Origin of the sequence: Streptomyces asoensis, from assembly GCF_013085465.1 — a bacterium.
Classification (GTDB): domain Bacteria; phylum Actinomycetota; class Actinomycetes; order Streptomycetales; family Streptomycetaceae; genus Streptomyces; species Streptomyces cacaoi_A.
In genome coordinates this window covers 6129653-6150659 of sequence record NZ_CP049838.1, presented here as the reverse complement: position 1 = coordinate 6150659, position 21007 = coordinate 6129653, and the positions used below count along the sequence as shown (strand labels likewise).

18 protein-coding genes and 1 pseudogene are annotated in these 21007 nt (G+C 71.8%); 6 read left to right on the top strand and 13 right to left on the bottom strand.

The genetic code is table 11. From position 1 onward, the window contains the following. Positions 1 to 13: 13 nt before the first annotated feature. Positions 14 to 733: an isocitrate lyase/PEP mutase family protein gene (locus G9272_RS27630; RefSeq protein WP_171402200.1), complete on the top strand. Its 720-nt coding sequence runs from the start codon at positions 14 to 16 to the stop codon at positions 731 to 733. Positions 734 to 739: 6 nt separating this feature from the next. Here the strand turns inward: G9272_RS27630 and G9272_RS27625 are convergent, their stop codons facing one another. The 5 genes from G9272_RS27625 to G9272_RS27605 are packed head-to-tail and all read right to left on the bottom strand — an operon-like array spanning position 740 to position 7910. Continuing rightward, entirely contained in the window at positions 740 to 1711 is a 972-nt protein-coding gene (locus G9272_RS27625) for an ABC transporter substrate-binding protein (RefSeq protein ID WP_171399023.1), read from the bottom strand. Between the two features lies 1 nt (position 1712). Further along, positions 1713 to 3659, bottom strand: coding sequence for an ABC transporter permease (locus G9272_RS27620; protein ID WP_171399022.1), 1947 nt, complete (start codon positions 3657 to 3659; stop codon positions 1713 to 1715). Beyond that, the gene (locus G9272_RS27615; RefSeq protein ID WP_437184382.1) at positions 3659 to 4789 is read right to left on the bottom strand and encodes a quaternary amine ABC transporter ATP-binding protein; all 1131 of its coding nucleotides are present in this window, start codon (positions 4787 to 4789) and stop codon (positions 3659 to 3661) included. The genes G9272_RS27620 and G9272_RS27615 overlap by 1 nt, the downstream gene beginning before the upstream one ends. 5 nt (positions 4790 to 4794) lie before the next feature. Next, positions 4795 to 6327, bottom strand: coding sequence for a GMC family oxidoreductase (locus tag G9272_RS27610; RefSeq protein ID WP_171399020.1), 1533 nt, complete (start codon positions 6325 to 6327; stop codon positions 4795 to 4797). Positions 6328 to 6380: 53 nt separating this feature from the next. Then, the gene (locus G9272_RS27605) at positions 6381 to 7910 is read right to left on the bottom strand and encodes an aldehyde dehydrogenase family protein (RefSeq protein WP_171399019.1); all 1530 of its coding nucleotides are present in this window, start codon (positions 7908 to 7910) and stop codon (positions 6381 to 6383) included. Positions 7911 to 8196: 286 nt separating this feature from the next. Between G9272_RS27605 and G9272_RS27600 the strand changes: the two genes are divergently transcribed. Further along, complete coding sequence (locus G9272_RS27600; protein ID WP_171402199.1) at positions 8197 to 9111, top strand: helix-turn-helix domain-containing GNAT family N-acetyltransferase; 915 nt, start codon at positions 8197 to 8199, stop codon at positions 9109 to 9111. A gap of 6 nt (positions 9112 to 9117) precedes the next feature. Here G9272_RS27600 and G9272_RS27595 read toward each other — a convergent pair. Further along, positions 9118 to 10044 (bottom strand): annotated as a pseudogene (locus G9272_RS27595) (LysR family transcriptional regulator); the annotation flags it as partial. Between the two features lie 102 nt (positions 10045 to 10146). On the opposite strand from G9272_RS27595, the gene G9272_RS27590 reads away from it, so the two are divergent. Genes G9272_RS27590 through G9272_RS27580 form a run of 3 tightly spaced genes read left to right on the top strand, consistent with a single transcriptional unit; the run spans position 10147 to position 12688 of the window. Further along, positions 10147 to 11547, top strand: coding sequence for an MFS transporter (locus G9272_RS27590; protein ID WP_171399018.1), 1401 nt, complete (start codon positions 10147 to 10149; stop codon positions 11545 to 11547). Between the two features lie 41 nt (positions 11548 to 11588). Then, the gene (locus G9272_RS27585) at positions 11589 to 12431 is read left to right on the top strand and encodes a helix-turn-helix domain-containing protein (protein WP_171399017.1); all 843 of its coding nucleotides are present in this window, start codon (positions 11589 to 11591) and stop codon (positions 12429 to 12431) included. Beyond that, entirely contained in the window at positions 12413 to 12688 is a 276-nt protein-coding gene (locus G9272_RS27580; RefSeq protein WP_171399016.1) for a DUF397 domain-containing protein, read from the top strand. The genes G9272_RS27585 and G9272_RS27580 overlap by 19 nt, the downstream gene beginning before the upstream one ends. Positions 12689 to 12747: 59 nt before the next feature. Here the strand turns inward: G9272_RS27580 and G9272_RS27575 are convergent, their stop codons facing one another. The 5 genes from G9272_RS27575 to G9272_RS27555 all read right to left on the bottom strand — a co-directional run bounded on the left by G9272_RS27575 (position 12748) and on the right by G9272_RS27555 (position 17470). Then, positions 12748 to 13737 carry a malate dehydrogenase gene (locus G9272_RS27575; RefSeq protein ID WP_171399015.1) on the bottom strand — a complete coding sequence of 330 codons (990 nt, stop codon included), beginning with the start codon at positions 13735 to 13737 and terminating at the stop codon, positions 12748 to 12750. 438 nt (positions 13738 to 14175) lie between these two features. After that, on the bottom strand, positions 14176 to 15165 hold the full coding sequence (locus tag G9272_RS27570) for a helix-turn-helix domain-containing protein (RefSeq protein WP_171399014.1): 990 nt from the start codon (positions 15163 to 15165) through the stop codon (positions 14176 to 14178). Positions 15166 to 15293: 128 nt separating this feature from the next. Beyond that, the gene (locus G9272_RS27565) at positions 15294 to 15752 is read right to left on the bottom strand and encodes a helix-turn-helix domain-containing protein (protein ID WP_171399013.1); all 459 of its coding nucleotides are present in this window, start codon (positions 15750 to 15752) and stop codon (positions 15294 to 15296) included. A 286-nt stretch (positions 15753 to 16038) separates the two neighbouring features. Continuing rightward, positions 16039 to 16626, bottom strand: a complete 588-nt coding sequence (locus G9272_RS27560; RefSeq protein WP_437184310.1) for a DUF3017 domain-containing protein — start codon at positions 16624 to 16626, stop codon at positions 16039 to 16041. After that, positions 16616 to 17470 carry a bifunctional methylenetetrahydrofolate dehydrogenase/methenyltetrahydrofolate cyclohydrolase gene (locus G9272_RS27555; RefSeq protein ID WP_171399012.1) on the bottom strand — a complete coding sequence of 285 codons (855 nt, stop codon included), beginning with the start codon at positions 17468 to 17470 and terminating at the stop codon, positions 16616 to 16618. The genes G9272_RS27560 and G9272_RS27555 overlap by 11 nt, the downstream gene beginning before the upstream one ends. A gap of 293 nt (positions 17471 to 17763) precedes the next feature. On the opposite strand from G9272_RS27555, the gene G9272_RS27550 reads away from it, so the two are divergent. Continuing rightward, positions 17764 to 18396, top strand: a complete 633-nt coding sequence (locus G9272_RS27550; RefSeq protein ID WP_171399011.1) for an RDD family protein — start codon at positions 17764 to 17766, stop codon at positions 18394 to 18396. A gap of 108 nt (positions 18397 to 18504) precedes the next feature. Here the strand turns inward: G9272_RS27550 and purH are convergent, their stop codons facing one another. After that, complete coding sequence (gene purH, locus G9272_RS27545) at positions 18505 to 20088, bottom strand: bifunctional phosphoribosylaminoimidazolecarboxamide formyltransferase/IMP cyclohydrolase (protein ID WP_171399010.1); 1584 nt, start codon at positions 20086 to 20088, stop codon at positions 18505 to 18507. Further along, the gene (gene purN / locus G9272_RS27540; protein ID WP_171399009.1) at positions 20085 to 20714 is read right to left on the bottom strand and encodes a phosphoribosylglycinamide formyltransferase; all 630 of its coding nucleotides are present in this window, start codon (positions 20712 to 20714) and stop codon (positions 20085 to 20087) included. The genes purH and purN overlap by 4 nt, the downstream gene beginning before the upstream one ends. Between the last annotated feature and the right edge of the window lie 293 nt (positions 20715 to 21007).

The following is a 21007-nucleotide window of genomic DNA, read 5'->3' as shown; positions in this document are numbered from 1 at the left end:
CGAGGTGGACACCATGAGCAAGGTGGACGACTTCCGCCGGCTGCACCACGGCCGGCTGCCGGGCGACCCCCTCGTGCTGCCCGGCCCCTGGGACGCGGCCAGCGCCCGGGTGTTCGCCGAGGCCGGGTTCCCGGCGCTCGCCACGCCCAGCGCGGGCGTCGCCGCCTCGCTCGGGTACGCGGACGGGCGGACCCCGGCCGGGGAGATGTTCGCGGCGGTCGCCCGGATCGTCCGGGCGGTGGACGTGCCGGTGTCGGCGGACGTCGAGGGCGGGTACGGGCTGGCGCCGCAGGAGCTGGTGGAGCGGCTGCTGGAGACGGGCGCCGTCGGCTGCAATCTGGAGGACTCGGTCGACGGCGTCCTCAAGGACCCGCGCGAGCACGCCGAGTGGCTCGCCGAGGTGCGCCGGGCGGCGGGCGACCGGCTCTTCGTCAACGCGCGCATCGACACCTTCGCGCACGGCGACGGCGACCCCGGGCAGGCCATCGAGCGGGCGGCGGCGTACGTCGCCGCGGGCGCCGACTGCGTCTATCCGATCGGCGCCCCGGCTGCCGTCCTGCCGTTGCTGCGGTCGGGGATCCTGGGGCCGCTCAACGCGGGCGGCCGGGTGGACGGCGAGGGCCCCTCGCCCGCCGGACTCGGCGAACTCGGGGCCACCCGCGTCACGTTCGGACCGGGACTCCAGCGGCGGGCGACGGCCGCCCTGCGGGAGATCAGCGCGGAGCTGGTGTAGCGGCGCTCAGGACAGCCACGCCTTCCAGGTCGACGCGTGGCTGTCCACCCACTTCTTGGCGGCCGCCTCCGGAGTGAGCTTCTGGTCCGCGATCATCAGGGACACCTCGTTCTGGTCCTCCGTCGTCCACTTGAACTTCTTCAGGAAGGCGGCCGCCTTGCCGCCGTCCTTCGAGAAGTCCGCGTTGAGGTACTTCTGGAGCGGGGTGTGCGGGTAGCCGCAGGCCACCTTGTCCGGCTCCGCGTCGCAGCCCTCCTTGTAGGCGGGCAGCTTCACCTCGGTCATCGGGACCTTCTTGAAGAGCCACTGCGGGGCGTACCAGTAGGTGAGGAAGGGCTTCTTCTCCTTGGCGAACTGCCGCATCTGGGTGATCTGGGCGGCCTCGGAACCGGCGAAGACGACCTGGTAGTCGAGCTTCAGGTTCTGCACCAGGGCCTTGTCGTTGGTGACGTAGGACGGGGAGCCGTCCATGAGCTGGCCCTTGCCGCCGCTCTCCGCGGTGCGGAACCGGGACACGTACTTGTTCAGGTTCTTCCAGTTGGTGACGTCCGGGTGCTGCTTGGCGAAGTACGTCGGGACGTACCAGCCGATGTGTCCGGTGACGCCGAGGTCGCCGCCGCGCGCGATCGTCTTCTTGTCGTCGACGTAGCGCTGCTCCTGGTCGGGGTGGCCCCAGTCCTCCATGATCGCGTCGACCCGGCCCTGGCTGAGCGCGTCCCAGGCGGGCACCTCGTCGACCTGCACGGTGTCGACGCGGTAGCCGAGCTTGTGCTCGAGCAGGTACTGGGCGACGGCCACGTTGGCCTGCGCGCCCACCCAGGACTGGACCGAGAGGGTCACCGTCCTGGCGCCCTGCGCGTTGGCGAAGGGCGACGCCTGCTTGGTCATGTCGGCGGCACCGCAGCCGGTGAGCAGCAGCAGCGCGGACGCCCCGGCGGTCATGGCAGTCGTACGAAGCCGCAGGTCACGAAGTCGCATGTCACGCTCCCTTCTTCACGCGGCGGTCGGCCGGCTGGGTCACCCGGTCGAGCATCAGGCCGAGGCAGACGATCGCGGCGCCGGCCACCAGACCGGTCGCGAGGTCGCCCTGGGCGAGCCCGAACACGGCGTCGTAGCCGAGCGCGCCACCGCCGACCAGGCCGCCGATGATGACGACGGCGAGGACGAGCACCACGCCCTGGTTCACGGCCAGCAGCAGCGCGGGCCGGGCGAGCGGGAGCTGGACCTGGCGCAGTTGCTGCGCGCCGGTCGCGCCGAGGGACCGGGCGGACTCCATCGCCGCCGGGTCGACCTGGCGCAGGCCCTGGGTGGTGATGCGGACGACGGCGGGCAGTGCGTAGACGACGGCCGCCGCGACGGCGGGGGCGCGGCCGACGCCGAACAGGGCGACGACCGGGATCAGGTACACGAACTGCGGCATCGTCTGGAACACGTCCAGGACCGGGCGCAGCAACTGTTCGACGCGGTCGCTGCGGGCGGCGGCGATGCCGGTCGCGAAGCCGATGACGAGGGTGACGGCGACGGCGGCCAGTACCTGGGAGAGGGTGTCCAGGGACGGTTCCCACACGCCGAGCACGCCGGTCGCGGCCAGCGCGAGGACCGCGGTCAGCGCGGTGCGCCAGGTGCCGATCGGCCAGGCGATCGCGGCGACCAGCAGCAGCACGGCCCACCACGGCAGGCCCTGGAGGCCGGCCCGGAGGGGGTCGAGGATCCAGGTGGTGAAGTGGCCGGCCCAGTCGGCGGTGCCGCCGATCACGGGCACCCCGGAGTAGAGGTGGTCGGTCATCCAGTCGACGGCGTCGTTGACCGTGGCGGCGATGTTCACCGTCCAGGCGTCGGGCCAGTCGAGCCGGCCGACCGCGCGCCCGGCGAGCGCCACGGCCACGGCGGCGACAGCGGCGTAGGCCCAGGCGGCCCGGTGGCTGCCCGGTTCGCCGTCGCCGGCGCGACCGGCGGCGGCCGTGACCCGGTCCAGGACGACCGCGAGGAGCACGATCGGGATGCCGGCGGCGAGGGCCGCGCCCACGTCGACCGAGGCCAGTGCCTGGTAGACGCGGTCACCGAGGCCGCCCGCGCCGATCACCGACGCGATGACCGCCATGCCCAGCGCCATCATGATCGTCTGGTTGAGGCCGAGGAGGAGTTCCTTGCGGGCCAGCGGGATCCGGGCGGTCAGCAGGCGTTGCCGGGCGGTCGCGCCCAGCGAATCGACCGCCTCCAGGACCTCCTTGTCGGCGCCGCGCAGTCCGAGCGCGGTGAGCCGGGCCATGGGCGGGGCGGCGTAGACGACGGTGGCCAGGACGGCCGCCGGGACGCCGATGCCGAAGACGAGCACGACCGGGAGCAGGTAGGCGAAGGCGGGCAGTACCTGCATGGTGTCGAGGACCGGGCGCAGGCCGCGGTCCAGGCGCTCGGAGAGTCCGCCGGCCAGGCCGAGCAGCACGCCCACGACGACCGACACCAGGACGGCGACGATCATCAGGGCCAGCGTCTGCATCGTCGGCACCCACATGCCGAGCAGGCCGCAGGCCAGGAAAGCGGCCGCCGTACCGAGCGCGAGCCGCACCCCGGCCACCCGCCAGGCGACCAGCGCACCCGCCGCGGTGACCCCGGCCCAGCCCGCGCCGAGGAGCACCAGGTACACGGCGCGCACCGAGAGGACCACGCCGTTGCTGAGGTAGCCGAAGAAGTAGAGGAACAGGGGGTGGCTGTCGCGGTTGTCGATGATCCAGTCGCTGGCACTGGTGAGCGGCTTGGTCAGGTCGACGGTGAGCGCGTGCGGCCAGGTGCCGCTGGCCCACTGGGCGTTGGCCAGGGGGACGAGGATCGCGGCCGCGAGCGCGAGCATCAGGAGCTTGCGGACGGCCTGGTGTTTGAGGACGCCCGGGAGGGCGACCCGGGGGGCGGGTGTGGTCAGCGTGGCCATCAGACCGCCTCCTTACGGGGCTCCGTTCCGACCGCGACGGATCCGGGCTCCCGTCCGGCCGGGACGGCTGTGGGACCCGTGCCGGCCACCACGCCGAGCAGTCCCTCGTGGTCGACGACGCCCAGGCACCGGCCCGAGTCCATGACCCGTACCGGGACGCCCGCCCGGGCGACCGCCTCGATCGCCTGGGACACCGTGGCGCCCGGGGACACGGCCGGGCCGCCGCCCGCCTCCTCCAGGGACGCGGGCCGCATGGCCGTACGCACCGTCAGGACCTGTTCGCGCGGCACGTCCCGGACGAACTCGCGGACGTAGTCGTCGGCGGGGGAGCCCACGATCTCCTCGGGCGTGCCCAGCTGCACGACCTCACCGTCGCGCATCAGGGCGATACGGTCGCCCAGCTTCAGCGCCTCGCTGAGGTCGTGGGTGATGAAGACCATCGTGCGGCCCTCCTCGCGGTGCAGCCGGACGACCTCCTCCTGCATGTCGCGCCGGATGAGCGGGTCTAGGGCGCTGAACGGCTCGTCGAAGAGGAGCACCTCCGGGTCGACGGCCAACGCGCGGGCCAGGCCGACGCGTTGCCGCTGGCCGCCGGAGAGCTGGGCGGGCCTGCGCTGTTCCATGCCGTCCAGGCCGACCTTGTCGACGACCTCCTTGGCGCGGGTGCGTCGCTCGGCGCGGCCCATGCCCTGGATCTCCAGGCCGTAGGCCACGTTGTCGAGGACCGTGCGGTGCGGGAGGAGGCCGAAGTGCTGGAAGACCATCGCGGCGCGGTGCCGGCGCAGTTCGCGCAGCCGGGTGCGGTCCATCGCGCGGACGTCCTCGCCGTCGACGACGATGGTGCCGGCCGTCGGCTCTATCAGCCGGGTCAGACAGCGCACCAGGGTGGACTTGCCGGAGCCGGACAGGCCCATGACGACGAAGACCTCGCCCTTGCGCACGTCGAAGGAGACGTTGCGGACGGCGGCGGTACAGCCGGTGCGGGAGCGGAGTTCGGCGGGCGGGAGCGCGGCGAGCTCCGGGTCGGCGGGGACGCTCTCGGACTTGGGTCCGAAGACCTTCCAGAGGCCGTCCACCGAGAAGACGGGGGCGTCGGTGTCCGCGGTGGGCGGCTTACGGGTGGCGGGCATGATCGTCATCGCGCATCGTCTCCGATCAGGTCGACGGCTTTCTCGCCGACCATGAGCACCCCGATCATGGGGTTCACGGCGGTCATGGTGGGGAACACGGAGGCGTCCGCGATGCGGATGCCCTCCAGGCCTCGGATGCGCAACCGTGGGTCCACCACGGCCAGTTCGTCGTCCTCGGCGCCCATGCGGCAGGTGCCCGCCGGGTGGTAGACGGTGTGCGCGACCTTGCGGGCGTACTCGCTCAGTTCCTCGTCGCCCGTGATGTCCGGGCCGGGCGCCACCTCGCGCTTGAGCCAGCCGGCCAGCGGCTCGGTCTTCGCGATCTCGCGGGCGATCTTGATCCCGTCGACGAGGGTGCGGCCGTCGTGATCGTCCTCGTCGGTGAAGTAGCGGAAGTCGAGAGCGGGCTTCACGGACGGGTCCGCGCTCTCCAGGTAGAGCCGGCCGCGGGACTTCGGCTTGGGGATGTTCGGGGTCATCGAGACGCCGTACGGCGGGCGTTCGTAGCCCAGGCGCTCCGGGTTGTCCGTGAAGGGGACCTGGTAGAAGTGGAACATCAGGTCGGGGCCCTGGTGGCCGGGGTCGCGGCGCACGAAGAGACCGGCGTCGGAGTCCATCGCGGAGTTCTCCGGGAGCGGCCCGTGGGTCTCCCAGACGATCACCGACTCGGGGTGGTCGAGGAGGTTCTCGCCGACGCCGGGCAGGTCGAGCACGACGGGTATGCCGAGCGCGTCGAGGTCGGCCTTCGGGCCGATGCCGGAGTGCAGGAGGAGGCGGGGCGAGTCGACGGCGCCCGCGCACAGCACGACCTCGCGGCGGGCCCGTACGAGGATCTCCTCGCCGTCCTTGGTGCGGACGTGCACGCCTTCCGCGCGCGTGCCGTCGAGCTCCAGCCGGTGGGCCCAGCTCTCCAGCAGGATCGTCAGGTTGGGCCGCTCGTCCATCACCGGGTGCAGATAGGCCACCGAGGCGCTCGACCGCTTGTTGGTCTCCGGGTGGTAGGCGAGGTCGAAGAAGCCGACGCCGTCGTCGAAGGGTTTCTGGTTGAAGCCCTCGATCCGCGGCACTCCGGTCGCCTGCTGGGCGGCGTCGACGAAGTCGCGGGCGATGGCGTTCCGGTCCTTCTCGTCGACCGGGACGATGTTGTTCAGCAGGCGCGCGTAGTACGCCTCCATCGGGACCGCGCCCCAGCCCCGGGCCCCGGCCGCCTCCCACTCGTCGAAGTCGGACGGCAGCGGCTTGAAGGCGATGAGCGTGTTGTGGGAGGAGCATCCGCCGAGGACGCGGGCGCGGCTGTGCCGGATGTGGGAGTTGCCGCGCGGCTGCTCGGTGGTCGGGTAGTCGTAGTCGAGCTCACCACCGAGCAGGCCCATCCAGCGGCGCAGGGTGAGGACGTCGTCGCGGCCGACGTCGCTGGGGCCGCCCTCGATGACGGCGACGGTGGTGTCGGGGTTCTCGGTCAGCCGGGAGGCGATGACGGAACCGGCGGTTCCGCCTCCGATGACGACATAGTCGTAGACATGTGCGTTCTCTGGCATGGGGGGTACTCCAGGGGCGTGCGAAGTCTTCCGGGCAGGCTCGGGGCGGGGTGTCAGCCGGCGAACCAGCGGACGGGGCGCGGCGCGAGGTTCTGGTAGATGTGCTTGGACTCGCGGTACTCGGCGAGCCCGGCGGGGCCGAGTTCGCGGCCCACCCCGCTCTTTCCGAAGCCGCCCCACTCCGCCTGCGGCAGATAGGGGTGGAAGTCGTTGATCCAGACGGTGCCGTGCCGCAGCCGGCCGGCGACCCGGCGCGCCCGGCCCGCGTCGGCGGTCCAGACGGCGCCCGCGAGGCCGTACTCGGTGTCGTTGGCGAGGGCGACGGCCTCGTCCTCGGTGCGGAAGGTCTCGACGGTGAGGACCGGTCCGAAGACCTCCTCCCGCACGACCTTCATCTCGCGGTGGCAGCGGTCGAGGACGGTGGGCTCGTAGAAGTAGCCGGACTCCGGTCGCTGCGGGGCGGGTTCCGGGCGCCGGCCGCCGGACCGCAGCACCGCGCCCTCCGCGAGCGCGGAGGCGACGTAGGCCTCGGTCTTGGCGCGCTGCTGCTCGGAGACGAGCGGACCGCACTCGACGCCGTCCTCCGTGCCGCGGCCGAGCCGGATCCGCTCGGCCCTGCGGGCGAGTTCGCCGACGAAACGGTCCCGGACCGACTCCTCGACGATGAGCCGGGAGCCCGCCGAGCAGACCTGGCCGCTGTGGATGAAGGCGGCGTTGAGGGCCTGGTCGACGGCGGTGTCGAAGCCCTCGTCGGTGGCGCAGGCGTCGGCGAAGACCACGTTGGGGTTCTTGCCGCCGAGTTCGAGGGCGACCTTCTTGACGGTCGGGGCGGCCGCCTGGGCGACCTTCGTGCCGCTGACCAGGCCGCCGGTGAAGGAGACGAGGTCGACGTCGGGGTGCTCGGCGAGCCGGGCGCCGACCGTGTGCCCGGGGCCGGTGACGATGCCGGCGACCCCGGCGGGCAGCCCGGCCTCGAGGAGCAGGTCGATGAGCGCGATCGTCGTCATCGGGGTGATCTCGCTCGGCTTGACGACAAAGGTGTTGCCCGCGGCGAGCGCCGGGGCGATCTTCCAACTCGCCTGGAGCAGCGGGTAGTTCCAGGGGGTGATGAGCGCGCACACGCCGACCGGCTCGTGTACGACGACGCTGTGGATGTCGGGCGAGCCCGCGTCCACCACCCGGCCCGAGGCCTCGGCTGCGACAAGTCCGGCGAAGTAGCGGAAGGCGTCGGCGACGCAGTCGATGTCGACGCGCCCCTCCTCGAGCGTCTTGCCCGCGTCCCGGCTCTCCAGCAGGCCGAGCCGTTCGCGATCGCGCACGAGAAGATCGGCGACGCGGTACAGCAGGGCGGCGCGTTCGACGACGGGGGTGTGCGGCCAGTCGCCCTCGTCGAAAGCGGTGCGGGCGGCCGCGACCGCGAGGTCGGTGTCCTTCTCGTCGCCCTCCGCGACCACGGCGAACGGGCGGCCGTCCGCGGGGTCGAGAATCTCGCGGGTCGCGCCGGAGACGGCTTCCAGCCACTCTCCGCCCGCGTGGATCGTCCGGTGGTCTCGCTGTTCCGGCTGTTCCGTCCTGTCGGCCATGATCGGTGTCGCCTTCCGTTCCTGTTCAGTCCCCCTGCGTCACCTATGGGTCGGTCTCGGCGACGGCGTCCACATGCCCCCAACCTCTCATTGCATGCGCAATGTTTGGCCGAAAGTGCGCTGCATCACTGAAGTTCTGGACATAAAGTGACAAACCGTACGTCCGATCATGACCGGCCGGTCTGGACGGACCATGGACGCGGCCGAAACCTTTGACTAAAGTCAAAGAACCATGGAGCCAGTGCAGACGGAGCCGGTGCCGGCTGAGCAGGTGCAGGCAGAGCAGATGCAGGCGGAGCAGGTGCAGGCGGAGCAGGTGGCGGCCTTCCGCCGCTTCAACCGCTACATCACGCGCCGGATCGGCGCCCTGGACGACCACTACCTCGGCCAGGGCCGCCCGCTGGGCGAGGCCCGGCTGCTGTTCGAGGTCGCCGACGCCGAGACCGGCGTGTCCCTGCGCACGCTGCGCACCCGGCTCGGCCTCGACGCCGGGTATCTGAGCCGGATGGCGAAAGCCCTGGAGGCGCAGGGCATGGTCCGCATCAGCGTGCACCCCGACGACAACCGGCTACGGATGGTCGAACTGACCCCGGCCGGACACGTCGAGCTCGAGGAACAGAACCGCCGCGCCGACGTGCGCACGGCGGACCTGCTGACCGGACTCGGCGCGCAGCAGCGCGCGGAACTGACCGAGGCGATGGCCACGGCGCGCCGGCTGCTGCGCCTGGCGGCCATCACCGTCGAGCAGGTCGACGGCGCCGCGCCGGACGCCCGCGCCTGCCTGGAGGCCTACGCCGCCGACCTCACCGCCCGCTTCGGCAGCTTCACGGCGTCCGACCTGGTCGGCCCGGCGGAGGTCTCCGGCGCGACCGGCGCCTTCTTCGTCGCGTACGAGGAGGGGCGGGCGGTGGGCTGCGGAGGGCTGCGCACGCTGGAACCCGGCGTCGGCGAGCTCAAGCACGTCTGGGTGCACCCGGACGCCCGCCGCCTCGGCCTGGCCCGGCGGATCCTCGGGCATCTGGAGCGCGCGGCGGCCGAACGCGGCCTGTACCTGCTGCGCCTGGACACGAACGCGTCACTCACCGAGGCGCGGGCGATGTACCGGGCGTGCGGATACCGGGAGATCCCGGCCTACGTCGACCACGTCTACGCCGACCACTGGTTCGAGAAGCGGCTCTCCACGTCGACGACCGCCGACTGACCACCGGGCGACCAGGTCCCGCACCGCGCCGCGCAGCCAGGAGTGCGCCGGGTCGGCGTCGTGGCGCGGGTGCCAGGCCATGCCCAGCCGGAGCGGGGGCAGGGGCAGCGGCACCTCGAAGGAGACCAGGCCGAGGCTCTCCGCCAGCGGCAGTCCCCAGGCGGTGTTGAGGCCCACCAGGTCGGTGTCGCGGATGACGAACAGGGAGGAGGGCAGGGAACCGACGGTTCCCACCACCCGCCGCTCCAGGCCGAGTTCGGCGAGCGCGGCGTCGACCGGCCCGTGCAGCTTGCCGCGCCGGGACACCAGGATGTGGTCGGCCTCCCGCGCATACCGTTCGGGCGTCAACTCGCCCTCCAGCAGCGGGTGTCCGACCCGCGCGACGCCCAACATCCGTTCCTCATGGAGCTGTTCGCGGTGCACCTCGGGGGCGGTCGTGTCGAGGACGCCCACCTCCAGGTCGGCGGTGCCCTCGCGCAGGAACGGCGCGTCGATGTGGCTCTCGCTCAGGAAGCGGAGACGGATACCGGGGGCCTCGGCGGCGACGCGGGCGTAGAGGGCCGGGCCGTGGGCGGCCGCGATGGCGTCGTGGCCGAGGATCGTGAAGGTGCGGGTCACCGTCCTGAGGTCGGTGCCCTCGACCGGCGCGAACAGCGCCCGTGCCCGCTCCACGACCGCGCTCACCTCGGCCCGTACGGCGAGCGCGCGGGGCGTCGGCACCATCCGCCGCCCGGCCCGCACCAGCACCGGATCGCCGAGCGCCTTGCGGATCCGCCCGAGGGTGCGGCTCATGGCCGGTTCCGACAGATGCAGGCGCCGGGCCGCGCCCTGCACGCTCTGCTCCTCCAGCAGCACATCCAGCGCGACCAGCAGATTCAGGTCCAGCGCCGAGGAGCCACCCACGGCCCCCTTCACGGATTGCGTCATACGCATTCGTCCCTTGCAAAGGTTGCACTGGAAAGCAGGTCGGGAGCGAGCCTACGGTGACAGGGCCTGAAAGGGCATCCCACTCCAACGAGCTCCCCGGGAGGAGCCGTGCCCTCGCACGCCCTGAAACGGTCCACCCTTCTCGCGCTGTGCGCCTGTGTGCTGGTCGCGCAGAGCATGGTCGCCGCGATCAACCTCCTCATCCCGCAGCTGGGTTCGTCGACCCTGCACCCCTCGCACACCGAGATCCTGTGGACCGTCGACGCCTACGTCATCGCGTTCGCCGGTCTGCTCATCCCGGCCGGTGCGCTCGGCGACCGCTACGGCCGCAAGGGCGCCCTGCTCGCCGGGCTCGGCCTGTTCGCCGCGGGCGCCGCCACCAGCGCGTTCGCACCCGACCCGGCGGTACTGATCGCGGGCCGGGGCATCTCGGGAGCGGGCGCGGCACTGATCACCCCGGCGACGATGTCGATCCTCGTCCACCTCGCCGGACCGCGGCGCAGGGCCCAGGCGATGGCGTCCTGGACCCTCGCCATCGGCCTCGGCGGCCTGGCGGGCAACCTGGGCGGCGGCCTGGTCGGCCAGTTCCTGACCTGGCGGGCCCTGTTCGGCGCGATGGTCCCGCTGGCGGCCCTGCTGGCGCTCGCCGTGGCACTGACCACCCCGCGCACCGACCGCTCCGCGCACAGCAACCTCGACCCGCTGGGCACCCTGCTGCTCACCGCCGGGCTGGTCGCCGTCCTCTTCGGCATCATCGAGGGACCGGACCACGGCTGGACCTCGCCGCGCATCCTGGGCTCGTTCGGCGCGGGGGCCGTCCTGATCGCCGCCTTCGCCCTCCAGTCCCTGCGCTCCCGCGCACCCCTCTTCGACCCCCGCGTGTTCCGCTCCCCCGCCCTGCGCGCGACCGGCCTCGGCCTGACGACGGGCTTCTTCGGCCTGTTCGCGCTGTTCTTCGTCAACTCCCAGTACCTCCAGGAGGTGAAGGGCTACGGGCCCGCCGTCACCGGGCTCGCGATCGTCCCCCTGATCACCGGCATGGCCCTCGTCCCGAAGCTCGCCGCCCGCTGGTCGGCGCACCCGCGCCCGGTCATCGGCACCGGACTCGCCCTGATCGGCCTGGGCCTGCTCGGCGCGTCCACCGCGGACGCCGGCACGCCCTACGCGGTGTACGCCTGCTGGCTGCTGGTCATCTCCGCGGGCACGGGCCTGTCGATGCCCGCCCTCACCCTGGGCGTCGTCACCTCGCTCCCCCACCACCAGGCGGGCCTCGGCTCCGGCCTCAGCACCTCGGCCCGCGAGATCGGCGCGGCCCTGGGCGTCGCGGTCACCGGCACGGTCCTGGCCGGTCACACCGACTTCATGGACGGCATGGGCCCGGCCCTGCGCACGGTCGCCGTGGTCGTCCTGGCCGCGACCGCCGTGGTCGTGACCGGCCTGCGCGACCGGGGGGCGGCGGCTGCCGACCAGGCAGTACCGGCGAATCACCTGATCCCGGAACGGCGTTGAATTACTCTGCGTGTTCCAGGGGTTACACCGAGGAGCGTGCGATGCCATCGCGACGAGTGGTCACCGGACGGAGCCAGGAACCGCGCCGCCGGTTCGCCGAGGAGCTGCGGCTGCTGCGCAGCGGGCGCGGGGAGAGTCTGCGCCAGGTCGGCGAGCGGCTGGGCTGGGACCCGTCCACGTTCGGCAAGATGGAGAGCGGGGAGTCACTGGGCAGCCCCGAGATCGTCGAGGCGCTCGACCAGCACTACGGGACGCCGGGGTTGCTGCTGACGCTGTGGGAACTGGCGTTGGCGGACAACAGCCAGTTCAAAGAGCGGTACCGGCAGTACATGGCCCGGGAGGCGGAAGCGCGCGCCCTCTGGCACTTCAGCGTCAGCTTGCTGCCCGGCCTGCTGCAAACGTCGGCCTACGCGAGCGAGGTCATCTCGCTGCATGGCTCCAGCGGCTCGGAACTCGAGCACCATGTGAATGCCCGGCTCGGACGGCAGAAGCTGTTGGAGGGGAACGACGCACCCCCGTTCCGCACCATCGTCTCCGAGGCAGTGCTACGGACGCCTTTGCGCTGCACGAAGGCGTGGCAGGAGCAGTTGGAGTGCCTGCTGGAAGCTGCCGACCGCCCCAACATCACCGTGCAGGTGCTTCCGTTCGACGCCGGGCTCCATGGACTGGCCAGCACCAGCTTGATGTTCCTCCGGATGCCCGACGGAACCACTGTCGCCCACGCGGAGAACGCTCACAGAGGCCAACTCATCCAGGAATCCTCCTCAGTTGAGCTGCTTCTGCAGCGCTACGATGCAATGCGTGACCAGGCGCTTTCCCCTGCCGAGTCACGAAAGTTCATCATGCAGCTCTTGGAGGAATTGCCGTGCGAGCCCTCGACCTGAGCAACGTGACCTGGCGCAAGTCCAGCTACAGCAACTCGGATGCCGGCGAATGCCTCGAAGTCTCCGACGACTTCCTGAGCACCGCCAACTGGCGCAAGAGCAGCTACAGCAACACCACCGGCGGTGAGTGCCTCGAAGTCGCCGAAGGCATCCCCGCTCTCGTCCCCGTGCGGGACAGCAAGGCCCCCTCCCAGGGGGCCCTCTTGTTCGGGGCGAGTGCCTGGGCCGCGTTCGTAGGGGCCGTCAAGCGGAGCTGAACGCACCGGTCCCCGGGCGGCCGAAGCCGTCCGGGGACCGGTGAAGCGGTGAGCGAGGCTCAGATGAGGCCGAGGCCGCGGACCGCCTCGCGCTCCTCCGCCAGCTCCTGCACCGACGCGTCGATGCGGGCGCGGGAGAACTCGTTGATGTCCAGGCCCTGGACGATCTCGTACGAGCCGTCCTTGGTGGTGACCGGGAAGGAGGAGATCAGGCCCTCCGGGACGCCGTAGGAGCCGTCCGACGGGATGCCCATGGAGGCCCAGTCGCCGTCCGCCGTGCCGTTGACCCAGGTGTACACGTGGTCGATGGCCGCGTTGGCGGCGGAGGCGGCGGAGGACGCGCCACGCGCCTCGATGATGGCCGCGCCGCGCTTGGCGACGGTCGGGATGAAGTCCTCGGCCAGCCACTTCTCGTCGTTCACGGTCTCGGCCGCGTTCTTGCCGGCGATCGTGGCGTGGAAGATGTCCGGGTACTGGGTCGCGGAGTGGTTGCCCCAGATGGTCAGCCGCTTGATGTCGGCGACCGTAGAGCCCGTCTTCTTCGCGAGCTGGGTCAGCGCGCGGTTGTGGTCGAGGCGGGTCATCGCGGTGAAGCGCTCGGCCGGTACGTCCGGGGCGGCGGCCTGGGCGATCAGGGCGTTGGTGTTGGCCGGGTTGCCGACGACCAGGACCTTGATGTCGTCCGCGGCGTGGTCGTTGATGGCCTTGCCCTGCGGCTTGAAGATGCCGCCGTTGGCCTCGAGGAGGTCACCGCGCTCCATGCCCTTGGTGCGCGGGCGGGCGCCGACGAGGAGGGCGACGTTGGCGCCGTCGAAGGCGACGTTCGGGTCGTCGCTGATGTCGATGCCCTGGAGCAGCGGGAACGCGCAGTCGTCGAGCTCCATGGCGGTGCCCTCGGCGGCCTTCAGGGCGGGGGTGATCTCCAGCAGGCGCAGCTTGACCGGCACGTCCGCGCCGAGCAGCTGGCCGGAGGCGATGCGGAAGAGCAGGGCGTAACCGATCTGGCCGGCCGCGCCGGTGACGGTGACGTTCACGGGAGTGCGGGTCATGGCGTTCTCCGTATGACAGCTGTCGGTGGGGCGTCCCTGCCCCTGGTGGGACGTACAAATGATCGATCTCTTGGTATCAAGAGATCCAACCAGCGGTCAGGCTATCGCGCCCGCGGGATCCCGGGCGGCCGGGGTTGTGTGGCCCGTCCCACAGAGTGGCCCCGACTGTACGGACGGAGCGCCCCCGGCCGTACGGACGGAGCGCCCCCGGCCGTACAGGAAGCGGCGGCCGCCGGTCCGGGAGAGGTGGAACCGAGCGGCCGCCGTGGTGGGGGTACCGGGTCGCGCCGGACTCCCGTGGGGGTACGGTTCGCGTGCCCGGGGCGGAGGCGGGTATTCCTGTCCGCTCCGACTTTTTTGCGCCAGGGCTGTCGCGGTTCCGCCGACGCCGCTCACCTCACCCGTTCGGCCCAGCGCCGGGCCCGGCGTCCGGCCGTCTCAGGGGGTGCACCCCTGCTGTCCCGACGCCAGTACCGCGCACGCCGTCGCGTCCGCGGCGTTCTTCACCGCCACCATCGGGGTGTACGCGATCGTGTCGCCGGCCACCGTGATGGCGCCGGTCTGCCGCACCGAACCCACGGTCACCCGCACCCCGTCGCCCTGCGCGGCCTGGGTGATCCGGCCCCAGGCCGCCCCGCACGTCCTGCTGTAACGGACCTCGACCAGGGTCGCGCCGACCGTCGCGGTCTTCGCCGTCGTCACGAGGTCGCCGCTGCACCCCATCTCCTCCGCGTCCCGGCCCGTGCAGTCGGCGCCACCGCACAGCACCCCGGAGGGCAGGGCGGTGCTCGGCCCGGCCGAGGCGGGCGAGGACGGGCCGGTGGTGCCCACCGCCTGCTGCGGGTCCCCTCCGTCGGTCAGCAGGAACGCGCCCACGACGATCGTCACCACCCCCACGACCCCCGCGAGGAACAGCGTCGTCCGCCGCGGGCCGGAACCACCCGGGGCGCCGTCGGCCGTGGTGCGCGCGTCCCGCGACGCCGGCATCGTCGGCGACACGCCCGCCGGTCCCGCGATGCCCGGGGTCACCGCGATCCGGCCCACATCGCTCTCGCCCGCACCGCTCTCGCGCACATCGGGCGGCGGCCCGAACTCCCCCAGCGCGGCCCGCGCCTGGGAGATCCGGACGGCCTCCACGGTCCGGTCGTGCCGCATCTCCGAGCGGCTCCAGGCCCGCTCGGCCAGTTCCCACATGGTGGTGAGATGGATGGGAGGCGTGCCGGTGACCTCGGCCAGCGCGACGATCGCGCCCTTGGGGGCGAGCAGCCGGCCGTTGAGATACCGCTCCCAGGACGTCTTGCTGTAGCCCGTACGGTCGGCCACCGCCGCGACACTCAGTCCCGTGCGGTCCACGACCCGGCGCAACTGCTCGGCGAACTCCCTTACCTGCGGGTCGAGTTCATCGGGCAAAGCCCTCCAGCGAGGCATCGAACCCCCCTCCCTCCACCAAGTCCCCCATTGGCCACGTTAGACCCGATGCCCAGACGATTCGGGACACATACCCGAACTGTCAACGTATCGACACGACGAGCGCACATCCGCACGACGAACGCACATCAGCCGAAGACGACCGCTCCCCCGACGGCGGTGCACAGCAGGGCCAGCAGAAGCAGGGCCGCATACAGCAGCAGACGTCCGGCGGGCCGTGGCGAGGCCGGTGGAGCGGGCTCCTCCGGGCGGTCCCACCAGGGGACCGTCGGGTCGTCCCGGTACTCCTCGGCCGGGTTCGCCGGCGCCGGCCGCGGCCAGGCCTCGACGGCCAGTTCCCAGCGCACGACATGCCGTTCGGCGTCCGCGCCGACCAGGCCCGCCACCCGGCACAGCGCGGCGACGGCCTGCCGGGGCGGCGGCTGGACGGCGTTGAGATAGCGCTGCCAGGAGGACTTGCTGTACGCGGTGCGCGCGCCGAGCGAGGCCAGGCTGAGGCCCGTACCGTCCTTGAGCTGCCGCAACTGCTCCACGAAGTGCCGTACCTCCGACGGCAGCCCGTCCGGCAGCGGCTGCCAGGCGCCCATCCCGCCCACCTTTCCTTCGATCCGTTGAGGGGACGACTCGGGACGGCCGGACGGTTCCCGGGGTGGGGACGGCTGTGGCGGGGCGCGCACACCGTGGCGGAACGGTCACCTCCGTGCCACAGCGCCCCGCCGACTGTTGAACAGGCAGTTCAGGAGGGTGGAACGTGGAACGCGTCGGCGGCCCGTCCTCCTCGGGGGATGAGGACGGGCCGTCGACGCGTTGCGCTGCGCTCAGCTCGGCCTGGCTCGACTCGGCCTGGCTCAGCTCGGTTCGGTTCGGTTCGGCTCAGCTGCTGACCGTGAAGTGCAGGGTGTCCTTCAGGAAGGGGATCTGAAGCCACGGCTCGGGCTGCGCCATCAGCGACAGCAGGACGATCGCGGTGCCCAGCACGGTGTACGTCACGATGTCGGTGAAGCGGGAGCGTACGGCGAGCATGCCGACCCCGGGCAGCAGCCAGCGCAGCACCGCGCCGACCAGCAGCCCGACGCCGATCAGGATCGTGCCGATCCGGAACACGTCGAGCGCGGTCACCAGCAGACCGAGCGCGACGATGCCCAGGACGACGATGATCGGCCACTGCCGGGCGGCCAGCGCGTCGCCGGGCGCGGCCCGGCCGCCGCCCTCGGGGCGCGCGGTGTCCCGGGTGAACAGCGGGAAGCGGCGGGTGGTGCGGCGCGGTACGCCGTCGGCGTCGGGCGCGCTGACCGGGTCCCGCACCTCTATGCCGTCGATGCCGTCGGTGACGTCGGCGCCGCCGGTGCCGTCGGTGCCGCCGGCGTCGGTGACGTCGATGGTGTCGGCGCTGTCGGCGCTGTCGGCGCTGTCGGTCTCGTCGATGTTCCCGGCCTTGCCGGTGGTTCCGTCAGTGGGCACTGCGCTCCGCCGCCTCCACCACGTTGACCAGCAGCTGGGCACGGGTCATCGGGCCCACGCCGCCGGGGTTCGGGGAGACCCAGCCGGCCACCTCACGGACGTCCGGGTGGACGTCGCCCACGATCTTCCCCTCCGCGTTGCGGGAGACGCCGACGTCCAGGACGGCCGCGCCCGGCTTGACGTCCTCGGCCCGGATCAGGTGCGCGGAACCGGCCGCGGCGACGATGATGTCGGCCTGCTTCAGGTGCGCCGAGAGATCCCGGGTGCCGGTGTGGCACTGGGTCACCGTCGCGTTCTCGCTGCGCCGCGTCAGCAGCAGCGGCATCGAGCGGCCGATCGTGACCCCGCGGCCGACGACCACGACCTCGGCGCCCTTGATCTCGACGCCGTACCGGCGCAGCAGCGTGAGCACGCCGTTGGGGGTGCAGGGCAGCGGGGCGGGCTCGCCCAGGACCAGCCGGCCGAGGTTCATCGGGTGCAGGCCGTCGGCGTCCTTGTCCGGGTCCATGAGTTCCAGGATCCGGTTCTCGTCGATGCCCTTGGGCAGCGGGAGCTGGACGATGTAGCCGGTGCACGCGGGGTCGTCGTTCAGCTCACGGACGACCGCCTCGATCTCCTCCTGGGTGGCCGTGCCGGGCAGCTCGCGCTGGATGGAGGCGATGCCGACCTCGGCGCAGTCACGGTGCTTGCCGGCGACGTATTTCTGGCTGCCGGGGTCGGTGCCGACGAGGATCGTGCCGAGTCCGGGCGTCACGCCCTTCTCCCTCAGCGCCGCCACCCGGGCGGTCAGATCGGACTTGATCGCGGCTGCGGTGGCCTTGCCATCGAGAATCTGGGCGGTCATGGACCCATCCTCCCGGATGACGGCCCCCCGGTTCCAATCCGGATGAACCCGGGCACCGGCGAACCCGGCTCCGGCCACGTCCCTCGGCGGTTCCGCCCGGTACCGATTCGGCCATGATCGGGAAGGTTGCACTTGCACAAAGCCTGCGGAATGCGGCTGGACAGGAGCACACCTGTCCAAGAACGATGGGGCTCCGCAGTATGCGGTCGGTGTTGGGGGGCAAACCGCTCATCTGAAGATGTTCCTCCGCGCACTCCGCGTCGTCCCCGCTTGTGCAACGGAGGAAAATCACCATGAGCTTCGGCCCGCCCAACGACCCCTACGGTCAGCCGCAGAACCCCCAGCAGGGGCAGCCCGGTTACGGCTACCCCCAGCAGGGCCAGCCCGGTTACGGCCAGCAGGCGCCGCAGGGCGTCCCCCCGCAGGGGTACGGCCAGCCGCAGCAGCCCGGCTACCCCCAGCAGCCCGGCTACCCGCAGCAGCCCGGTTATCCGCAGCAGGGTTACGGCTACCCGCAGCAGCCCGGCTACGGCGGTCAGCCGCCGTACGCGAACTGGGGCCAGCGGTTCCTGGGCACCCTGGTCGACATGCTGGTGTTCGCGGTGCCCTACGCCCTCGTCATCATCGGCAAGGACACTCCGGCGCTCATGGCCATCGGCGCCGCCGCCCTGCTCGGCCTCGCGATCTGGCAGCTGATCCAGGAGGGCCGCACCGGCCAGACGGTCGGCAAGAAGGCGCTGGGCATCCGCCTGGTGCGGGAGATCGACGGGCAGCCGCTCGGTGTCGGCATGGCGTTCGTCCGCCGACTGGCCCACTTCCTGGACAGCCTGGCGTGCTACCTGGGCTGGCTGTGGCCGGCCTGGGACGCCAAGAAGCAGACGTTCGCCGACAAGGTGTGCAGCTCGATCGTGATCCGCACGCACTGACGCACGCACTGACGCACTCGTTGCGCCGCGGATGAACGCACGTCGGCCCCGGTCCCCCCTCCTGGCTCCAGGAGAGGCGACCGGGGCCGCGGCGTTGATCAGGGAAGATCAGTGGAAGAAGTGACGCGTCCCCGTGAAGTACATCGTCACGCCCGCCTTCTTCGCGGCCTCGACGACCAGCTCGTCACGGACCGAACCGCCGGGCTGCACCACGGCCTTGACGCCCGCCTCGACCAAAACCTCCAGCCCGTCCGGGAAGGGGAAGAAGGCGTCGGAGGCGGCGTACGAACCGCGCGCCCGCTCCTCACCGGCCCGCTCGACGGCCAGCTTCGCCGAGTCGACCCGGTTGACCTGCCCCATGCCGACGCCGACCGAGGCGCCGTCCTTGGCGAGCAGGATGGCGTTGGACTTGACGGCCCGACAGGCCCGCCAGGCGAACGCCAGCTCGGCGAGCTCGGACGCGCCGAGCGCCTCGCCGGTCGCCAGGGTCCAGTTCGCCGGGTCGTCGCCGTCGGCCTGGAGCCGGTCGGTGACCTGGAGCAGCGCGCCGCCGCCGACGGGCTTGAGCTCGACTACGCCCGCGGGGCCCTGCGGCGCCCTGAGCACCCGGATGTTCTTCTTCTTGGTGAGGGCCTCGAGCGCCCCCTCCTCGTAGTCGGGCGCGACGATGACCTCGGTGAAGATCTCGGCGACCTGCTCCGCCATCTCCTTGCTGACCGGCCGGTTCACGGCGATCACACCGCCGAACGCCGACAGCGGGTCACAGGCGTGCGCCTTGCGGTGCGCCTCGGCCACGTCCGCGCCGAAGGCGATCCCGCACGGGTTGGCGTGCTTGATGATCGCGACGGCCGGCTCGGTGTGGTCGTACGCGGCACGGTGCGCGGCGTCCGTGTCCGTGTAGTTGTTGTACGACATCTCCTTGCCGTGCAGCTGCTCGGCCTCGGCGAGACCGCCACCGCTGCCGTCCACGTAGAGCGCGGCGGGCTGGTGCGGGTTCTCGCCGTAGCGCAGGGTGCTCTTGCGCTCCCAGGTGGCGCCGAGGAAGTCGGGGAACCGCGACTCGTCCACGGGCGCGTAGCTGGACGCGAACCAGGAGGCCACGGCCACGTCGTAGGCGGCGGTGTGCTGGAAGGCCTCGGCGGCGAGCCGCTTGCGGGCGGCCAGGTCGAAGCCGCCGGCCTGCACGGCCGCGAGGACGTCGGCGTACCGCGCCGGGCTGGTGACCACGGCCACCGACGGGTGGTTCTTCGCGGCGGCGCGCACCATGGACGGCCCGCCGATGTCGATCTGCTCGACGCACTCGTCCTCGGAGGCGCCCGAGGCGACGGTCTCCCGGAAGGGGTAGAGGTTGACGACGACGAGGTCGAACGGCGCGACGCCCAGCTCGTCCAGCTGCTGCCGGTGGCTGTCGAGTCGCAGGTCGGCGAGGATGCCGGCGTGGACCTTGGGGTGCAGGGTCTTGACCCGGCCGTCCAGGCACTCGGGGAAGCCGGTGAGCTCCTCGACCTTGGTGACGGGGACGCCGGCGGCGGCGATACGGGAGGCGGTGGAGCCGGTGGAGACGAGCTCGACACCGGCCTCGTGCAGCCCGCGGGCCAGCTCCTCGAGCCCGGTCTTGTCGTAGACGCTGACGAGCGCGCGACGGATGCCCCGCTTGCTGCTCTCTGCCGTGACAGTGCTGTCGGCGGTCACTGGATAACTACCTTTCGTCCCTCAATGCGATAGCCGTTGCGGGCGAGCCGCCCCACGACCTCGACGAGCAGCCTTCGCTCGACTTCCTTGATGCGCTCGTGCAGAGCGCTCTCGTCGTCCTCGTCCCGGATCTCGACCACGCCCTGGGCGATGATCGGTCCGGTGTCGACGCCGTCGTCGACGAAGTGGACGGTGCAGCCGGTGACCCGGGCGCCGTACGCGAGCGCGTCCCGCACGCCGTGGGCCCCGGGAAAGCTGGGCAGCAGGGCCGGGTGCGTATTGACGAACCGCCCCCCGAACCGCGCCAGGAATTCCTTCCCCACGATCTTCATGAACCCGGCGGAGACGACGAGGTCCGGCTCGTGGGCGGTCACCGCCTCGGCGAGCGCGGCGTCCCACTCCTCGCGGCTCCCGAAGTCCTTGACCTTCCGCACGAAGGTGGGAATTCCGGCGCGCTCGGCCCGGGCGAGCCCCTCGACGCCCTCCCGGTCGGCTCCGACGGCGACGATCTCGGCGCCGTAGGCATCGACGCCGGTGGCCGCGATGGCGTCGAGGAGAGCCTGGAGGTTCGTACCGGATCCGGAGACCAGCACGACGAGGCGCTTGGCCACGGGCTTGGCGGCCACGGTGGGGGCCCTTTCTCGGGGAAGCGTTTGCACGGCCGGTTTATACATTCGTACGAATGCTTCGCGCCCCGGGATACGGGGAAGTCTACGAAGCGGCCGACCGTCAGCAACGATACCGGCACACCGGACGGCCCCCACGGGACGGGGGCGTGGCCGGAAGGTAGCGTCTGGGGCGAGCGGGCTCGGGAACGCGGTGGCCATGCGGTGCGTTCTGCAAGTGACGGCCCAGCTAGGCAGTACCAGCCCAAAACCGTTCATTACCAGCCAAAGCCGATCACTAGCCGATCACTAGG